Origin of the sequence: Streptomyces sp. NPDC127129 (assembly GCF_042671585.1) — a bacterium.
Taxonomy (GTDB): Bacteria; Actinomycetota; Actinomycetes; order Streptomycetales; family Streptomycetaceae; genus Streptomyces.
Genome location: NZ_JBHXTV010000003.1, coordinates 454,689 through 470,326 on the forward strand (window position 1 = coordinate 454,689; position 15,638 = coordinate 470,326).

General features: G+C 71.6%; 11 protein-coding genes. 7 read left to right on the forward strand and 4 right to left on the reverse strand.

Annotated elements, in window-relative coordinates; translation table 11 throughout:
• Positions 1 to 39: 39 nt before the first annotated feature.
• A complete protein-coding gene (locus tag ACFVGW_RS08210; protein WP_385851273.1) occupies positions 40 to 2,115 on the reverse strand; it encodes a hypothetical protein in 2,076 nt (691 codons plus the stop codon).
• A gap of 302 nt (positions 2,116 to 2,417) precedes the next feature.
• Between ACFVGW_RS08210 and ACFVGW_RS08215 the strand changes: the two genes are divergently transcribed.
• The 6 genes from ACFVGW_RS08215 (at position 2,418) to ACFVGW_RS08240 (ending at position 12,324) form a co-directional block, all read left to right on the forward strand.
• Positions 2,418 to 3,932 (forward strand): leucyl aminopeptidase, encoded by a 1,515-nt coding sequence (locus ACFVGW_RS08215; RefSeq protein WP_385851274.1) that lies wholly within the window; start codon positions 2,418 to 2,420, stop codon positions 3,930 to 3,932.
• Between the two features lie 354 nt (positions 3,933 to 4,286).
• Positions 4,287 to 5,675 (forward strand): dihydrolipoyl dehydrogenase, encoded by a 1,389-nt coding sequence (lpdA, locus tag ACFVGW_RS08220; RefSeq protein WP_383228744.1) that lies wholly within the window; start codon positions 4,287 to 4,289, stop codon positions 5,673 to 5,675.
• 61 nt (positions 5,676 to 5,736) lie between these two features.
• On the forward strand, positions 5,737 to 7,500 hold the full coding sequence (sucB, locus tag ACFVGW_RS08225) for a 2-oxoglutarate dehydrogenase, E2 component, dihydrolipoamide succinyltransferase (RefSeq protein WP_385851275.1): 1,764 nt from the start codon (positions 5,737 to 5,739) through the stop codon (positions 7,498 to 7,500).
• A 120-nt stretch (positions 7,501 to 7,620) separates the two neighbouring features.
• Positions 7,621 to 8,244, forward strand: coding sequence for a GntR family transcriptional regulator (locus ACFVGW_RS08230; RefSeq protein ID WP_352191427.1), 624 nt, complete (start codon positions 7,621 to 7,623; stop codon positions 8,242 to 8,244).
• 359 nt (positions 8,245 to 8,603) lie between these two features.
• Positions 8,604 to 11,300, forward strand: a complete 2,697-nt coding sequence (gene aceE / locus ACFVGW_RS08235; protein WP_385851276.1) for a pyruvate dehydrogenase (acetyl-transferring), homodimeric type — start codon at positions 8,604 to 8,606, stop codon at positions 11,298 to 11,300.
• A gap of 31 nt (positions 11,301 to 11,331) precedes the next feature.
• Positions 11,332 to 12,324: a helix-turn-helix transcriptional regulator gene (locus tag ACFVGW_RS08240; RefSeq protein WP_385851277.1), complete on the forward strand. Its 993-nt coding sequence runs from the start codon at positions 11,332 to 11,334 to the stop codon at positions 12,322 to 12,324.
• Here ACFVGW_RS08240 and ACFVGW_RS08245 read toward each other — a convergent pair.
• Positions 12,315 to 13,232, reverse strand: coding sequence for an SDR family oxidoreductase (locus tag ACFVGW_RS08245; RefSeq protein ID WP_385851278.1), 918 nt, complete (start codon positions 13,230 to 13,232; stop codon positions 12,315 to 12,317). The two genes, ACFVGW_RS08240 and ACFVGW_RS08245, sit on opposite strands and share 10 nt — an antisense overlap.
• A 99-nt stretch (positions 13,233 to 13,331) precedes the next feature.
• Between ACFVGW_RS08245 and ACFVGW_RS08250 the strand changes: the two genes are divergently transcribed.
• A complete protein-coding gene (locus ACFVGW_RS08250; RefSeq protein ID WP_352191431.1) occupies positions 13,332 to 13,850 on the forward strand; it encodes a DUF4240 domain-containing protein in 519 nt (172 codons plus the stop codon).
• 92 nt (positions 13,851 to 13,942) lie between these two features.
• Here ACFVGW_RS08250 and ACFVGW_RS08255 read toward each other — a convergent pair whose 3' ends face one another.
• A complete protein-coding gene (locus ACFVGW_RS08255; RefSeq protein ID WP_385851279.1) occupies positions 13,943 to 14,776 on the reverse strand; it encodes an SDR family NAD(P)-dependent oxidoreductase in 834 nt (277 codons plus the stop codon).
• Complete coding sequence (locus tag ACFVGW_RS08260; RefSeq protein ID WP_385851280.1) at positions 14,776 to 15,561, reverse strand: SDR family NAD(P)-dependent oxidoreductase; 786 nt, start codon at positions 15,559 to 15,561, stop codon at positions 14,776 to 14,778. The genes ACFVGW_RS08255 and ACFVGW_RS08260 overlap by 1 nt, the downstream gene beginning before the upstream one ends.
• Positions 15,562 to 15,638: the final 77 nt, after the last annotated feature.

Genomic DNA, 15,638 nt, shown 5'->3' on the forward strand with positions numbered 1-15,638 from the left:
GTACGGGCAAGTGGTCAGGCAGAACGTACGGGCACGTGGTCAGGCGGTCGGGAGCTTGAGCGTGATCGTGGACTGCAGCGCCTCGGGGCCGGTCCAGGCCGAGCGCGCCCCGGCGTAGGGCGTCCCGAACACCGCGGTGCCGAGGAGGAGTTGCTTGCGCGTGCCCTCGGGGACGGTGACGGGGGCGGTCACCCCGGAGGGCGCCTTCACGGTGACCGTGGTGCCGATGCGGTACGCGGTGACCTGGCCGGCCGCGAGCGCCCGGTCCCAGGCGGTGCGGCGGTCCATCTCGGTGCCGACGTCGCGCTGGCGCGGGTTCACCAGCGGGGTGTTGTCGGCGAACAGGGCCCGGTAGTCGGCCAGCACCCGGTCGAGGACGGGGTAGAGGATGCGGTCCTCGGCGAGGTTGGACTGGTGGACGTAGTGCGGGCGCGGGTCGTTCGCCACCACGTGGGAGAGGGCCGTGCGGGCCTCCTGCGGGACGATGTGGGTGGCGTACCCGGTGGCGGTGTCGAGCGGGGCGGGCAGGCAGGTGGAGGCCGGGTTGGACTCGCAGATCCCGCTGCCGCCGTCGGCCCGCGAGGTGTAGACCCAGTTGTACTCGTCGGCCATCTCGGCGGCCGTACCGACGTTGTAGTACACGTTCATCGGGTGGCGCGGGACGGTCTTCGCGGCACCGACGGCGCGCTGCTGGGGCTCGCGGGAGTTGTCGCTCGCGATCCACTTCACACCGTTGTCGGAGAGCGCGCCGGACAGGTTGGGGTTGTCGACGGGCTGCTGCGGCGAGGTCTTGAGGCCGGAGTGCTCGCCGGTGACGAGCTCGGTGCGGTCGACGGAGATGCCCTTGCCGACGGCCCAGTTGTGGTTGTCGCGGATCTGCGCGGAGATGGTGCTCCGGCTCGTCCACTGGGTGGCTCCGGCGGCGGTCTTCGCGCACTGCCAGGGGACGGTGCTGGTGTCCTGCACACAGCCCAGGAAGGGGTGGGTGTAGGTGTGGTTGATCCAGCGGTACTGGGCGCGGTCGGCGATCAGCCGGGCGGCGAGCGGGTCGGTGCCACCGTTCTCGGTCTTCCACTGCTCGCCCTGGCCGCCGTTGTAGACCATGTCCAGGGTGAAGCCGGCGGACTTCTGCCAGGCGGCGGCGTACGTGGCGTCGTCGGCGGTCATCCGGACCGGGTTCTCGCCCGCCTCGCCGTCGCCTCCGGGGCAGTCGAAGTCGCCGGGGGTGCAGTTCCTCGTGGAGTCCCAGCGGGCGTCGGGGGCGAAGACGTCGTCGACGTGGACGGAGAAGTAGTTCCGGTTCTGCCCGAGGTGGACGCCCTGGGTGAGCCACTCGACGATGCCGCGGGCGAGGGCCCGGAACTGCCGCTGGTACTGGTTGTAGGCGAAGGTGACGACCAGTTCGCGCCGGCCGTCGTGGGCGTACTCGCCGATCAGGCTGGCCCGTCCGCCGCCGTCGACGGGGATGTCGAGAAGGCTGGTGAAGCCCTCGCGGGGGCGGCCCGCGTAGCCGTAGCTCTCGGAGATCGACGGGTCGTTGTCCTCGAAGGTGACCGGTCCGTCCAGGTAGCGGAACGGGCCGGTCTTGCCGACGGCGGTGACGGCGGCAGCGGCTCCGTCGAGGGGACCGGAGAAGCCCCCGTCGCTGGTGTAGTCGAGCCCGACACCGGGGTGGGCCCAGGTGTAGGCGTCGACCTGCGGGATGCCGAAGCTCTGCTCGTACGCCGTGAGCGCCGCCTGCTCGGCGGAGTCGGGCCCGAAGGCGGCCTCGTGGGGCAGGACGACGCCCTGGTACTTGGCGCGGGGGCGCCCCGAGACCGTGTCGCTGAGGAAGGCGGCGTCGATGACCGGACGGCCGGAATCGGCCAGATCGACCCGGCGGTACGGAACACCGGTCGAGCGCAGCTCGGCGGTGATCGCCTCCACCGCGCCGCCCCCGTCGTCGACGACCAGGACCGTCAGGTCGATCCTCGGGACCGGCGGCGCGGCGGCGCTCGCGCCCGCCGTCGGAACGACGGTGGCGAGGAGCGCGGCCGCGATCAGCGCGGCGGTCCTGGGCGTACGCCCCAGGCCCGGGGCCGCGGTTCGGGGCGTGCGGGATCCAGCAGAGTCCATCGGTGGTGTCCCCCCTCGACGGGTCCGCCGAATGCGAAGGACCCGTGGAGATGATGCGGATGGTGCAAAGGGGCGGCTGCCGCCCTTGCGCGAATGAGGCGAGTGTGGACGAGCTCTCCGACCTTGAGGGGTAAACGTGAAAGAGACACCACGGAAGAGTGAATCACCGTCGCCGTGAGCGAACACGTAGAGCGAGCGTAGGCTCGTTCTCGGCGCTCCTCGGGCCGAAATACGATGCGGCGGGCATGGTCGGCCCATCCCTCGACCGCCACAGAACTCAATGGAAGCGAGATTTCACCACCGTGACTGCTCTCACTCTCAGCACAGCCGGGGCCGCGACCCTGCGCGCCGACGCCCTCGTCGTCGGTGTCGCGAAGTCCGGCAAGGGCCTGGTCGTCGCCCCCGGCGCCGAGGCCGTGGACAAGGCGTTCGACGGCAGGCTCGCCGCCGTCCTGGAGACCCTGGGCGCCGCGGGTGCCGAGGGTGAGGCCATCAAGCTGCCCGCCCCCGCCGGTCTGAAGACCCCCGTCGTGCTCGCCGTCGGCCTGGGCTCCGCCCCCGAGGACGGCGAGGCGTACGGCGCCGAGGCGCTCCGCCGCGCCGCCGGCACCGCCGCCCGCTCCCTGCACGGCGCCAAGAAGGCCGCCTTCGCCCTGCCGGTCACGGCCCCCGAGGACGCCGAGGCGATCGCCGAGGGCGCGCTCCTCGGCGCGTACGCCTACACCGCGTACCAGGAGGGCAAGAACGGCAAGGACGCGAAGAAGCCGCTGGCCGAGGTCGCCCTGCTCGGCGCCAAGCCGCGCGACAAGGCCTTCAAGGCCGCCGCCGAGCGCGCGCAGGCGGTCACCGAGGAGATCAACCGCGCCCGCGACCTGATCAACATGCCGCCGAACGACCTCTACCCCGAGACGTTCGCCGCCGCCGTCACCGCGGCGGGCAAGGTGCACGGCCTCAAGGTGCAGGTGTTCGACGAGAAGGCGCTCGTCAAGGGCGGCTTCGGCGGCATCCTCGGCGTCGGCCAGGGCGCGGTCCGCGGCCCGCGCCTGGTCCGCGTCGCCTACACCCACCCGAAGGCGGAGAAGACCCTCGCCCTGGTCGGCAAGGGCATCACCTACGACTCGGGCGGCATCTCCCTGAAGCCGGCCGGCCACAACGAGACGATGAAGTGCGACATGAGCGGCGCCGCCGCCGTCTTCGCCGCCGTCGTCGCCGCCTCCCGCCTCGGCCTGGCCGTCAACGTGACCGGCTGGCTGGCGCTCGCCGAGAACATGCCGTCGGGCTCGGCCACCCGTCCCGGCGACGTGCTGCGCATGTACAGCGGCAAGACCGTCGAGGTCCTCAACACCGACGCCGAGGGCCGGCTCGTCCTCGCCGACGCCCTCACCCGGGCCTCGGAGGAGAACCCGGACGCGATCGTCGACGTCGCGACCCTGACCGGCGCGATGGTGCTGGCCCTGGGCAACCGCACCTTCGGCATCATGGCCAACGACGACGACTACCGCACCGCGATCCACGAGATCGCCGAGGAGGTCGGCGAGCAGTCCTGGCCGATGCCGCTCCCGGCTGACCTGCGCAAGGGCATGGACTCCCCGACCGCGGACATCGCGAACATGGGTGAGCGGATGGGCGGCGGCCTGGTCGCCGGCCTCTTCCTCCAGGAGTTCGTCGGCGAGGGCATCACCTGGGCCCACCTCGACATCGCGGGCCCGGCCTTCCACGAGGGTGCGCCGTACGGCTACACCCCGAAGGGCGGCACGGGCTCCGCGGTCCGCACGCTGGTGAAGCTGGCCGAGCGCACGGCCGACGGCGAGCTCTGACCGTCCCCTCGGGTCCGTCCCGAGCGTCACGGCCCCCGGGAAGACTCCCGGGGGCCGTGACGTTCCCCTCCTTCGGGAGGACCGCCCGTGCTTCCGTGGGGCGACGGCGCTTTCGTGGGGCCGTTGCGCTCTCGACGAAATCCGTAGGTTCGCACGCCGGGGTTACCCGCCCGTACGGACGATCGCCCGGTCTCACACACCGGCCCCGCGTCCCGCCGTCCGGCAACAAGTGCGAAGATGGGTTCTCGGCAGGACAGGGCCCCCACCACAGGGCCGAAGAAAAAGCGGCCGAACACCAGCCGCCGCCCGGTCATCGGAGACCGGCGCCCGGCGCACATGCATGGAGGACGTGACGTGGCGAACGACGCCAGCACCGTTTTCGACCTAGTGATCCTCGGCGGCGGTAGCGGCGGTTACGCCGCGGCGCTGCGCGGAGCGCAGCTGGGCCTGGACGTCGCACTGATCGAGAAGAACAAGCTCGGCGGCACCTGCCTGCACAACGGCTGCATCCCGACGAAGGCCCTGCTCCACGCCGGCGAGGTCGCCGACCAGGCGCGCGAGGCGGAGCAGTTCGGTGTCAAGGCCTCCTTCGAGGGCATCGACATCAAGGCCGTGCACAAGTACAAGGACGACGTGATCTCGGGCCTGTACAAGGGCCTGCAGGGTCTGGTCGCCTCCCGCAAGGTGACGTACATCGAGGGCCACGGCCGCCTCTCCTCCCCGACCTCCGTCGACGTCGACGGCCGCCGCGTCGAGGGCCGTCACGTCCTCCTCGCCACCGGTTCCGTACCGAAGTCGCTGCCGGGCCTGGAGATCGACGGCAACCGGATCATCTCCTCGGACCACGCGCTGACCCTGGACCGCGTCCCGGAGTCCGCGATCATCCTCGGCGGCGGCGTCATCGGCGTCGAGTTCGCCTCCGCGTGGAAGTCCTTCGGCACCGACGTCACGGTCATCGAGGGCCTGAAGCACCTGGTCCCGGTCGAGGACGAGAACAGCTCCAAGCTTCTTGAGCGCGCGTTCCGCAAGCGCGGCATCAAGTTCAACCTCGGCACGTTCTTCCAGTCCGCCGAGTACACCGACACCGGCGTCAAGGTCACCCTGGCCGACGGCAAGACCTTCGAGGCCGAGGTCCTGCTCGTCGCCATCGGCCGCGGCCCGGTCTCGGCCGGTCTCGGCTACGAGGAGCAGGGTGTCGCCATGGACCGCGGCTACGTCCTCGCCGACGAGTACATGCGGACCAACGTGCCCACGATCTCGGCGGTCGGCGACCTCGTCCCGACCCTGCAGCTGGCCCACGTCGGCTTCGCCGAGGGCATCCTGGTCGCGGAGCGCCTGGCCGGTCTGAAGACCGTTCCGATCGACTACGACGGCGTGCCCCGGGTGACGTACTGCCACCCCGAGGTCGCCTCCGTCGGCATCACCGAGGCCAAGGCCAAGGAGATCTACGGCGCGGACAAGGTCGTCGCCCTGAAGTACAACCTCGCGGGCAACGGCAAGAGCAAGATCCTGAAGACCGCGGGCGAGATCAAGCTCGTCCAGGTCAAGGACGGTGCCGTGGTCGGCGTCCACATGGTCGGTGACCGCATGGGCGAGCAGGTCGGCGAAGCGCAGCTGATCTACAACTGGGAGGCGCTGCCGGCCGAGGTCGCGCAGCTCATCCACGCCCACCCGACGCAGAACGAGGCGCTCGGCGAGGCGCACCTGGCGCTGGCCGGCAAGCCTCTGCACTCCCACGACTGACGCTCACGTCATCACGGGCGCGACGACCACTTACCGCAATTCGTTAGGAGCAACTGAAACCATGTCGGTTTCCGTAACCCTGCCGGCGCTCGGCGAGAGCGTCACCGAGGGCACCGTCACCCGCTGGCTCAAGGCCGAGGGTGAGCGTGTCGAGGCCGACGAGCCGCTGCTCGAGGTCTCGACGGACAAGGTCGACACCGAGATCCCCGCCCCCGCGTCGGGCGTTCTCGCCTCCATCAAGGTCGCCGAGGACGAGACCGTCGAGGTCGGCGCCGAGCTCGCGATCATCGACGACGGCTCCGGTGCGCCGGCTGCCGCCCCGGCTCCGGCGGCCGCCGCCGCCGAGGCCCCCGCCGCCCCGGCCCCCGCGGCCGAGGCGCCTGCCGCTCCGGCCCCCGCGGCCGAGGCCCCCGCCGCCGCTCCGGCCGCTCCGGCCGGTGGCGCCACCGGTACGGACGTCGTCCTGCCGGCGCTGGGCGAGTCCGTCACCGAGGGCACCGTGACCCGCTGGCTGAAGTCGGTCGGCGAGACCGTCGAGGCCGACGAGCCGCTGCTCGAGGTCTCCACGGACAAGGTCGACACCGAGATCCCGGCCCCGGCCTCCGGTGTCCTCCTGGAGATCGTCGTCGCCGAGGACGAGACCGCCGAGGTCGGCGCCAAGCTGGCCGTCATCGGTGCCGCGGGTGCCGCTCCGGCCGCCGCTCCGGCTCCGGCCGCCCCGGCTCCGGCCCAGGCCGCGCCCGCCCCCGCCGCGCCGGCCCCGGCTCCCGCCCCGGCCGCCCCGGCTCCGGTCCAGGCCGCGCCCGCCGCCCCGGCTCCGGCCGCCGCTCCGGCCCCCGTGGCCGCTCCGGCTCCGGTCGCCCCGGCCGCGCCCGCCCCCGCCGCCGCACAGCCGGCGGACGACGGCGCCTACGTGACCCCGCTGGTCCGCAAGCTCGCCTCCGAGAACGGCATCGACCTGGCGTCCGTCAAGGGCACCGGCGTCGGCGGCCGTATCCGCAAGCAGGACGTCCTCGCGGCCGCCGAGGCCAAGAAGGCCGCCCCGGCTCCCGCCGCCGCTCCCGCGGCCGCCGCTCCCAAGGCCCCGGCCCTGGAGGCGTCGCCGCTGCGCGGTCAGACCGTCAAGATGACCCGCATGCGCAAGGTCATCGGCGACAACATGATGAAGGCGCTGCACGGCCAGGCCCAGCTGTCCTCGGTCGTCGAGGTCGACATCACCAAGCTGATGAAGCTGCGCGGCCGTGCCAAGGACGCGTTCGCCGCCCGCGAGGGCGTCAAGCTGTCCCCGATGCCGTTCTTCGTGAAGGCGGCGGCCCAGGCGCTGAAGGCCCACCCGGTCATCAACGCCCGGATCAACGAGGACGAGGGCACCATCACGTACTTCGACTCGGAGAACATCGGCATCGCCGTGGACTCCGAGAAGGGTCTGATGACGCCGGTCATCAAGGGTGCGGGCGACCTGAACATCGCCGGTATCTCCAAGGCCACGGCCGACCTGGCCGGCAAGGTCCGCGGCAACAAGATCACCCCGGACGAGCTGGCCGGTGCGACCTTCACCATCAGCAACACCGGTTCGCGCGGTGCGCTGTTCGACACGATCATCGTGCCCCCGAACCAGGTCGCCATCCTGGGCATCGGTGCCACGGTCAAGCGTCCGGCCGTCATCGAGACCGCCGAGGGCACCGTCATCGGCGTCCGCGACATGACGTACCTGACGCTCTCCTACGACCACCGTCTGGTGGACGGCGCCGACGCGGCCCGCTACCTGACGGCCGTCAAGGCGATCCTGGAGGCCGGCGAGTTCGAGGTCGACCTCGGCCTGTAGGCGAGGCCGGCTTGGCAACGTAACAAGCCTCACCTGCGGCGCCCCCGCCCGGAAGTGTTTCCGGGCGGGGGCGCCGCCGTATTGTCTTGAGTGTCAACGCGTCCCTTAAGGAGCGGCTTCATGAGCGTGCCCGTCGTCCACTCGCTGCGCGAACAGATCCGCGAGCACATCGTGGAGGGCATCGTCAGCGGCCGCTGGAAGCCGGGCGAGCGGATCGTGGAGCGCCGGATCGCGACCGAGCTGGAGGTCAGCCAGACGCCGGTCCGCGAGGCACTGCGCGAGCTGGAGTCGCTGCGGCTGATCGAGTCCTCCCCCAACAAGGGCGTACGGGTGCGGAACCTGACCGCGGCCGACCTGGAGGAGAGCTACCCGGTCCGGGCCGGTCTGGAGCAGATCGCTGCGGAGCTCGCGGCGACCCGTCTCGCGGCCGACTGCTCGGCCCTGGAGCCGCACGTGGCGGCGCTCTACGAGGCGGACCGGGCGGCCGACGGTACGGCCCAGGTGCGGCACACGGTGGGCTTCCACCGCGAGCTGGTCAAGGCGGCGGGGAACGGCGTGCTGCTGCACACCTGGGAGGGCCTGGGCATCGAGGTCTTCACCGCGCTGTCGATCCGCTGGCTCGGCACGGTCCAGAAGTCGTACGCCGAGGAGCACCAGGAGCTCGTGGAGGCCTTCCGCCGCGGCGACCCGAACATCGGCTCGCTGGTCAAGGCCCACGTCCTCGGCTGCGCCCCGAGGGCCTGACGCCGCGAGGGCACGGCCCGACGCACCGGCCGGCCCGACGCACCGGCCCGACGCACCGGCGCCCCGCGCGGCGCCCGACCCACCTCCGTACCCGATGAGCGGGCCCTCCCCGGGGCCCGCTCATTCGTGCGAGGGGCCTCTCATCCGCCCTCCCACCTGCGAAAACAAGGCACCCGGTGCCCATTTTCGCGGCACCCTGTGCCGACTTTCGCGATCTGGAGCGGTTTTCCCCGGCTACCCTTTGATCGATCATCGATCGGCGGCTTACAGTCTTCGGCGGGCCGCTACCCGGCCCTTCGCCCTGTCCTGCCAGACAAGGCACCCCTTCTCCACCCCCATCTGTCCGGAAGGCGGCGATCATGACCGATCCCGTAGGCAAGATTCCGAGTGAGCTCGACCAGCTCCCGGACCGTGACACCGAGGAGACCGCCGAGTGGGCGGCCTCCCTGGACGCCGTCACCAAGGCCGCCGGCCCGCACCGGGCCGCCTACCTGATGCGCCGCACGCTGCAGCACGCCGAGGGCGCGGGCCTGGCCCTGCCCAAGCTGCTGGAGACGGACTACGTCAACACCATCCCCACCTCCGCGGAGCCCGTCATCGACGGCGACGAGGAGATGGAGCGCAGGATCACCGCCTGGAACCGCTGGAACGCCGCCGCCATGGTGACGCGCGGTGCCAAGCACGGGGTCGGCGGCCACATCGCCACGTTCGCGTCGGCGGCCTGGCTCTACGAGACCGGCTTCAACCACTTCTTCAAGGGCAAGGAAGCCGACGGTTCCGGCGACCAGCTCTACATCCAGGGCCACGCCTCCCCGGGCATCTACGCCCGCGCGTTCCTCGACGGACGCCTGAACGAGGCCCACCTCGACAACTTCCGGCAGGAGTCGGGCGGCAACGGCCTCCCCTCCTACCCGCACCCGCGCCGCCTCCCCTGGCTGTGGGAGTTCCCGACCGTCTCCATGGGTCTGGGCCCGCTCTCCGCCATCTACCAGGCGCGCTTCAACCGCTACCTCACCAACCGCGGCATCAAGGACGTCTCCGCGTCCCACGTGTGGGCGTTCCTCGGTGACGGCGAGATGGACGAGCCCGAGTCGACGGCGGCACTCGCCCTCGCCTCCCGCGAGGGTCTGGACAACCTGACCTTCGTCATCAACTGCAACCTGCAGCGCCTCGACGGCCCGGTCCGCGCCAACTTCAAGATCGTGCAGGAGCTGGAGGCCCAGTTCCGCGGCGCCGGCTGGAACGTCGTGAAGTCGCTGTGGGGCAACGCCTGGGACGAGCTGTTCGCGCTCGACACCACCGGCGCCCTCGTCCGCCGCCTCCGCGAGGTCCCGGACGCGCAGGTCCAGACGTACCAGACCCGCGACGCCGCCTACATCCGCGAGGACTTCTTCGGCAAGGACCCGGCGCTCGTCGCGATGGCGCAGCTGCTGAGCGACGACAAGATCCTCGAGTGCTTCCACCTCTCCCGCGGTGGCCACGAGCCGCGCAAGGTGTACGCCGCGTACAAGGCCGCCCTGGAGTTCAAGGGCGCCCCGACGGTGATCCTCGCGCAGACCGTGAAGGGCTTCACCCTGGGCGAGGGCTTCGCGTCGAAGAACGCGAACCACCAGATGAAGAAGCTCTCCACCGACGAGTTCAAGAACATGCGTGACCTCCTCGGTCTGCCGATCTCGGACGCGCAGTTCGTCGACGGCGTCGTGCCGTACGGCCACCCCGGCGCCGACTCCGCCGAGGTCCGCTACCTCCAGGAGCGCCGCGCGGCCCTCGGCGGCCCGGCCCCGGCCCGCCGTTCGCACGCGCTCGCCCCGCTGCCGGCCCCGGCGGAGAAGGCGTTCGCCGCCTTCGACAAGGGCTCCGGCTCGCAGTCGATGGCGACGACGATGGCCTTCGTCCGTCTGGTCAAGGACCTGATCCGCGACAAGGAGACCGGCAGGCGCTGGGTCCCGATCGTCCCGGACGAGGCCCGTACCTTCGGCATGGAGTCGCTGTTCCCGTCGCTCGGCATCTACTCGCCGAAGGGCCAGACGTACGAGCCGGTCGACCGCGACCAGCTGATGTACTACAAGGAGGCCGTCAACGGCCAGATCCTCAACGAGGGGATCACCGAGGCCGGTTCGATGGCCGACTTCATCGCCGCTTCCACCGCGTACTCCACGCACGGCGAGGCGATGATCCCGTTCTACATCTTCTACTCGATGTTCGGCTGGCAGCGCACCGCCGACCAGATGTGGCAGCTCGGCGACCAGCTCGGGCGCGGCTTCCTCGTCGGCGCCACCGCGGGCCGTACGACCCTGACCGGTGAGGGCCTGCAGCACGCCGACGGCCACTCCCCCGTCATCGCGGCGACCAACCCGGCCGCGCTGACGTACGACCCGGCGTTCGCCTACGAGGTCGCGGCGATCGTCAAGGAGGGCCTGCGCCGGATGTACGGCGAGGGCGCCGAGGGCGAGGACCGGGACGTCTTCTACTACCTGACGGTCTACAACGAGCCGATGCCTCAGCCCGCCAAGCCGGCCGGCATCGACGAGGGCATCCTCAAGGGCCTCTACCGCTTCAACACGGCGGAGTCCGCGGGCCTCGACCTCCCGGCGAACGCCTCGCGCATCCAGCTCCTCTCCTCCGGTACGGCCATCCACTGGGCCCTGGAGGCGCAGAAGCTGCTCGCCGCCGAGTGGGGCGTGGGCGCGGACGTGTGGTCCGCGACCTCCTGGACGGAGCTGCGGCGCGACGCGCTGGAGGCCGACGCGGCTCTGCTGCGCGGCGAGGAGCAGATCCCGTACATCCGCAAGGCGCTGGAGGGTGTGGAGTCCCCGGTCCTCGCCGTCTCTGACTACATGCGTCAGGTCCCGGACCAGATCGCGCAGTGGGTCGAGCAGGACTGGTCCTCGCTCGGTGCGGACGGCTTCGGCCTGTCGGACACCCGTGACGCGGCCCGTCGCCACTTCGGTGTCGACGCGCAGTCGATCGTCGTCGCGGCCCTCGCCCAGCTCGCCCGCCGCGGCGAGGTCCCGGCCTCGGCGGTGAAGGAGGCGCGCGAGCGCTACGGCCTGTAGGGCCGATGGCCGGCCGGGCAGAATGCGCGTCATGCGCGCTGCCCGGCTGATCAGGATGGTCCTTCTGCTCCAGTCCCGACCGTCGATGACGGCGGCCGAACTGGCCGCGGAGCTGGAGGTGTCCGAACGGACCATCACCCGTGATGCCCTCGCCCTCTCGGAGGCGGGGGTTCCGGTGTATGCGGACCGGGGCAGGGCCGGCGGGTACCGGCTGATCGGCGGCTACCGCACGCGGCTCACGGGCCTCGCGCGCGGCGAGGCCGAGGCGCTGTTCCTGTCCGGGCTGCCGGGCGCGCTGCGGGACATGGGCCTGGAGGACGCGGCGTCGGCGGCCCGGCTGAAGGTGTCCGCGGCGCTGCTGCCCTCGCTGCGCGACGCCCCGGACTCGGCGGCGCAGCGCTTTCTGCTCGACGCCCCGGGCTGGTACCAGGAGCCGCAGACGCCGGAGCTGCTGCCCCCGATCGCGGAGGCGGTCTGGGACGACCGGCTCGTCTCGGCCCGCTACCGGCGCGGGGACACCGAGGTGGAGCGCGAGCTGGCGCCGTACGGGCTCGTCCTGAAGGCGGGCGTCTGGTACCTGTGCGCGCGCTCCGGTACGGCGTTCCGGACGTACCGGGTGGACCGTTTCTCGGCCGTGGCCCTCGGCGAGGAGCGGTTCGAGCGGGACGGGGAGTTCGACCTGTCCGCGTTCTGGTCGGAGCGGGCCGCGGAGTTCGCCCGTTCGATCCTGCGCGCCGAGGTCGTCCTGCGGCTCACGGGGGCGGGGGCCCGCCGGCTGCCGTACGTGACGGACCGCGCGGCGGCGGAGGAGGCGCTGGCGGCCGCATCGACGGACGCCGGGGGCCGGCTGACGGCGACGCTCCGCGTGGAGAACGAGGACGTCGCCTTCAGCCAGCTGCTGACCCTGGGCCCGGAGGTGGAGGTCCTGTCCCCCGCGCCGCTCCGCTCCCGCTTCACGGCCGCGGCGGAGGGCCTGACCGCGCTGTACGGCCCGGGGGCCGGGCGGCGGGGTGGTCAGCGGTAGTCCTCCACGGACGGGGTGCCGGTCTCGCCCGCGAGCATGTAGCCCCAGGCGTCGGGCTGCGAGCCGTCCGCGTCCGTGAAGCCGTACACCCGGGCCAGCTGACCGCTGGAGAGCGACTGTCCGTTCCAGCGGTCCCGGTCGGGGTCGGCCGCGAGGGCCGCGACGGCCCGGCCGACGTACATCGGGGATTCGGCGATCTCGAAGCCCGGGACCTTCTCGATCGCGTCCCTCCAGTTCTCCTCGGTCACGCCGAAGGCCGCCAGCATCTGTTCGGAACGCAGCCAGCCGGGCGTGAGGCAGACCGCGGTGGCGCCGACGTCCTTCAGGTCGTGGGCGAGCGCGAACGCCATCCGGATCGGGGCGTTCTTCGTGAGGTCGTAGAAGAAGTTCTCGCGGAAACGCGTGTTCCACTCGGCGGTGCCGTCGGTCATCTCGACGACGAGTCCGCCCGGCCGACGGATCAGCAGCGGCAGCGCGAGGCGGGAGGTGATCGCATGCGTCCGTACACCGAGCTCCATCATGCGCAGCCCGTCGGTCAGATCGGTCTCCCAGATCTTCTTGCCGAACTTGAGCAGGTGCTCCCCGCCCCACACGTCGTTGACGAGGACGTCCAGCCGGCCCCGCTCCGCGTCGATCCGTTCGACGAGCGCCCGGACCTGGTCGATCTCCAGATGGTCGGTGGGAACGGCGACGCCCTCGCCGCCGGCCGCCGTCACCAGCTCGGCCGTCTGCTCGATGGTCTCGGTCGTACGGCCGACCTCGCTCACCCTGTCCCGGGTGGTGCGCCCGGTCACGTACACGGTGGCGCCCGCCGTCCCGAGCGCCACGGCGATGGCCCGTCCGGCGCCCCGCGTGGCGCCCGCGACCAGTGCGATCCTGCCGCTGAGCGGCTTCGTTGTGGTCTCCATGGGACGAGCGTGACAGGAAAGTACGACACCTTCTGTCCGGTTTGATTTTGGCTGTTTCCGGGTGCGTCGCCCTTCCCCAAGGTCGATGCTTGGTCCGTGATGGACGAGACGGAGTTCTGGGAGATCATCGACTCCACCCGCGAGGCCGCCGAGGGCGACCCCGAGGAACACGCCGACCTGCTCGTCGAGCGGCTGCTGCAGCTCGACCCCGACTCCGTGCTCGACTTCGCCCGCCATTTCGAGGCCCGCTACAACCGCGCCTACCGCTGGGACCTGTGGGGCGCGGCGGCGGTGCTGCTCGACGGTGCGGGCGACGACGCCTTCGACTACTTCCGCTGCTGGCTCATCGGGCAGGGCCGGGAGGTCTTCGAGGGCGCGGTGCACGACCCGGACGCGCTCGCCGAGCTGCTCGACGAGTTCGACGAGGAGATCGACGGGGACGGCGAGGAGCTGGGGTTCGCCGCGGACGAGGCGTACGAGCAGCTCACCGGCGCGGAGGCACCGGACCTGGGGATTCCGCCACAGCCGGCGGAGCCGGAGGGCGTCGCCTTCGACCTGGAGGACGACACGGGGCTCGCGGCGCGCTATCCGCGCCTGTGGGAGCGCTTCGGCGCGTAGGTCCGTACGAAGGCGCCCAGGATCGTACGAAGGGGTGAAGGGTGAGGTACGGACCCGGGGGGCCGTCCCCACCCCGGGTCCGTACCGGTCCGTCAGCCGAGCCGCAGCTCGGGGTCCACCTGACCGAGGATCATGTCCGTCCGGGCCGGCAGCGCCTCGTGGAGGGTGTCGGGCTGCGGGACCACCCAGTACTTCCCCTGCGCGACCTGCGTGAAGACCCGCTCCGCGTGCTCCTCGGGGGTCAGGCCGTGCTCGTCGCTCATGGCCTGGAGGTGGTCGGCGAAGCCGGTGACCTCGGGCGCTTCGGACGCCCCGGGGCGCGCCGCACGGAAGATCTCGCTCCGCACGGCCCCGGGAGTCACCACGGACACCTGGATCGGGGCGCCCTTCATCCGCATCTCGTAGTGCAGCGACTCGGTCAGGGCGAGCGTGCCGAACTTGGTGACGCTGTACGGGGCCATCAGGGGGCTGGGCAGCAGCCCGCCGATCGACGACACGTTCACCACCCAGGCCCGCTCGCCACGCTCCAGCATGCGCGGCACGAAGGCGCGGATGCCGTTGACGTAGCCGCCGATGTTGACGCGGAGCATGGCGTCCCAGCGCTCGGCGGGGATCTCCCAGGAGTAGCCCATGGCCATGATCCCGGCGTTGTTGACCAGCAGGTCGACGGTGCCGAAACGGCTGTACGCGCGCTCGGCGAGCGCCTCCACGGAGGACGGGTCGGCGACGTCGGTGACGACCGCCTCGGCCTGCGCGCCCGTCTCCCGCAGCTCGTCCGCGACGGCGGTGAGGCGGTCGGCGGCGATGTCGGCGAGCACGAGCTTCATGCCGAGACCGGCGGCGTGGCGGGCGAGCCCGGCGCCGATACCGGAGGAGGCGCCCGTGATCACCGCCGTACGGCCGCCGAAGACCGTGGCGGCGCTCATCAGAAGTGGGTCCCGCCGTCGACGCGGACCTCGGTGCCGGTGATGAACTTCCCGTCGTCGGAGGCGAGCATCGCGACGACACCGGCGACGGTCTCGGGACCGGCGAAGCCCTCGCCGAGGGCCGGGGCGAGCTTGGCGAAGAGGGACCAGTCCGTGTCCTCGGGCAGGCCGGGGCCGGTGGACTGCCGGCTGGCGCCGGAGCCGTCGGTCATGCCGGACGAGATGGAGCCGGGCTGGACGGCGGTGAACCGGATGCCCTGCTTGGCGTATTCGGCCGCCAGCGCGTGGGTCATGGACTGGATGCCGCCCTTGCTGGCCGCGTAGGCGGCCATGTACGGGTGGGCGAACATCGCCGAGGTGGAGGAGAAGTTCACGACGGCGGAGCCGTCGCCCTCCAGGAGCGCCGGGATCGCCTCTCGGATCATCAGGAACGTGCCGGTCAGGTTGATCCGGACGACCTGCTCGAAGGCGTCGAGCGTCGTCTCGTGGGTGTGCGAGGAACGCAGGATGCCGGCCGCGTTGACCAGTACGTCCAGGCCGCCGAGCGCCTCGACGGCGGCGGTGACACCGGCGCGTACCGAGGTCTCGTCGGCGATGTTCACGACGAGGGTCGTCAGCCGGTCCGCGGCGGCGCCGGCCTTGGCGACGGTGTCCTTGAGGCCGTCCTCGCTGATGTCGGCGGCGACGACGCTGCCGCCCTCGGCGAGCATGCGCAGCACGGTGGCCTGGCCGATGCCGGAGCCGCCACCGGTGACCAGTGCGCGGCGTCCTTCGTAGCGGTTCATGTCCTGTCCGACCTCTCGACGGCGAATCTCTCGGTGCAGGCACACGGTACGCCCAAGTGGCACGTTTTGCCATAGCT

What these genes read in the sequence shown, in the direction of transcription:
- ACFVGW_RS08210 (WP_385851273.1), bottom strand. Translation starts at nt 2,115, where the DNA reads ATGGACTCTGCTGGATCCCGCACGCCCCGAACCGCGGCCCCGGGCCTG.
- sucB (WP_385851275.1), top strand. Translation starts at nt 5,737, where the DNA reads ATGTCGGTTTCCGTAACCCTGCCGGCGCTCGGCGAGAGCGTCACCGAG.
- ACFVGW_RS08230 (WP_352191427.1), top strand. Translation starts at nt 7,621, where the DNA reads ATGAGCGTGCCCGTCGTCCACTCGCTGCGCGAACAGATCCGCGAGCAC.
- aceE (WP_385851276.1), top strand. Translation starts at nt 8,604, where the DNA reads ATGACCGATCCCGTAGGCAAGATTCCGAGTGAGCTCGACCAGCTCCCG.
- ACFVGW_RS08240 (WP_385851277.1), top strand. Translation starts at nt 11,332, where the DNA reads ATGCGCGCTGCCCGGCTGATCAGGATGGTCCTTCTGCTCCAGTCCCGA.
- ACFVGW_RS08245 (WP_385851278.1), bottom strand. Translation starts at nt 13,232, where the DNA reads ATGGAGACCACAACGAAGCCGCTCAGCGGCAGGATCGCACTGGTCGCG.
- ACFVGW_RS08250 (WP_352191431.1), top strand. Translation starts at nt 13,332, where the DNA reads ATGGACGAGACGGAGTTCTGGGAGATCATCGACTCCACCCGCGAGGCC.
- ACFVGW_RS08255 (WP_385851279.1), bottom strand. Translation starts at nt 14,776, where the DNA reads ATGAGCGCCGCCACGGTCTTCGGCGGCCGTACGGCGGTGATCACGGGC.
- ACFVGW_RS08260 (WP_385851280.1), bottom strand. Translation starts at nt 15,561, where the DNA reads ATGAACCGCTACGAAGGACGCCGCGCACTGGTCACCGGTGGCGGCTCC.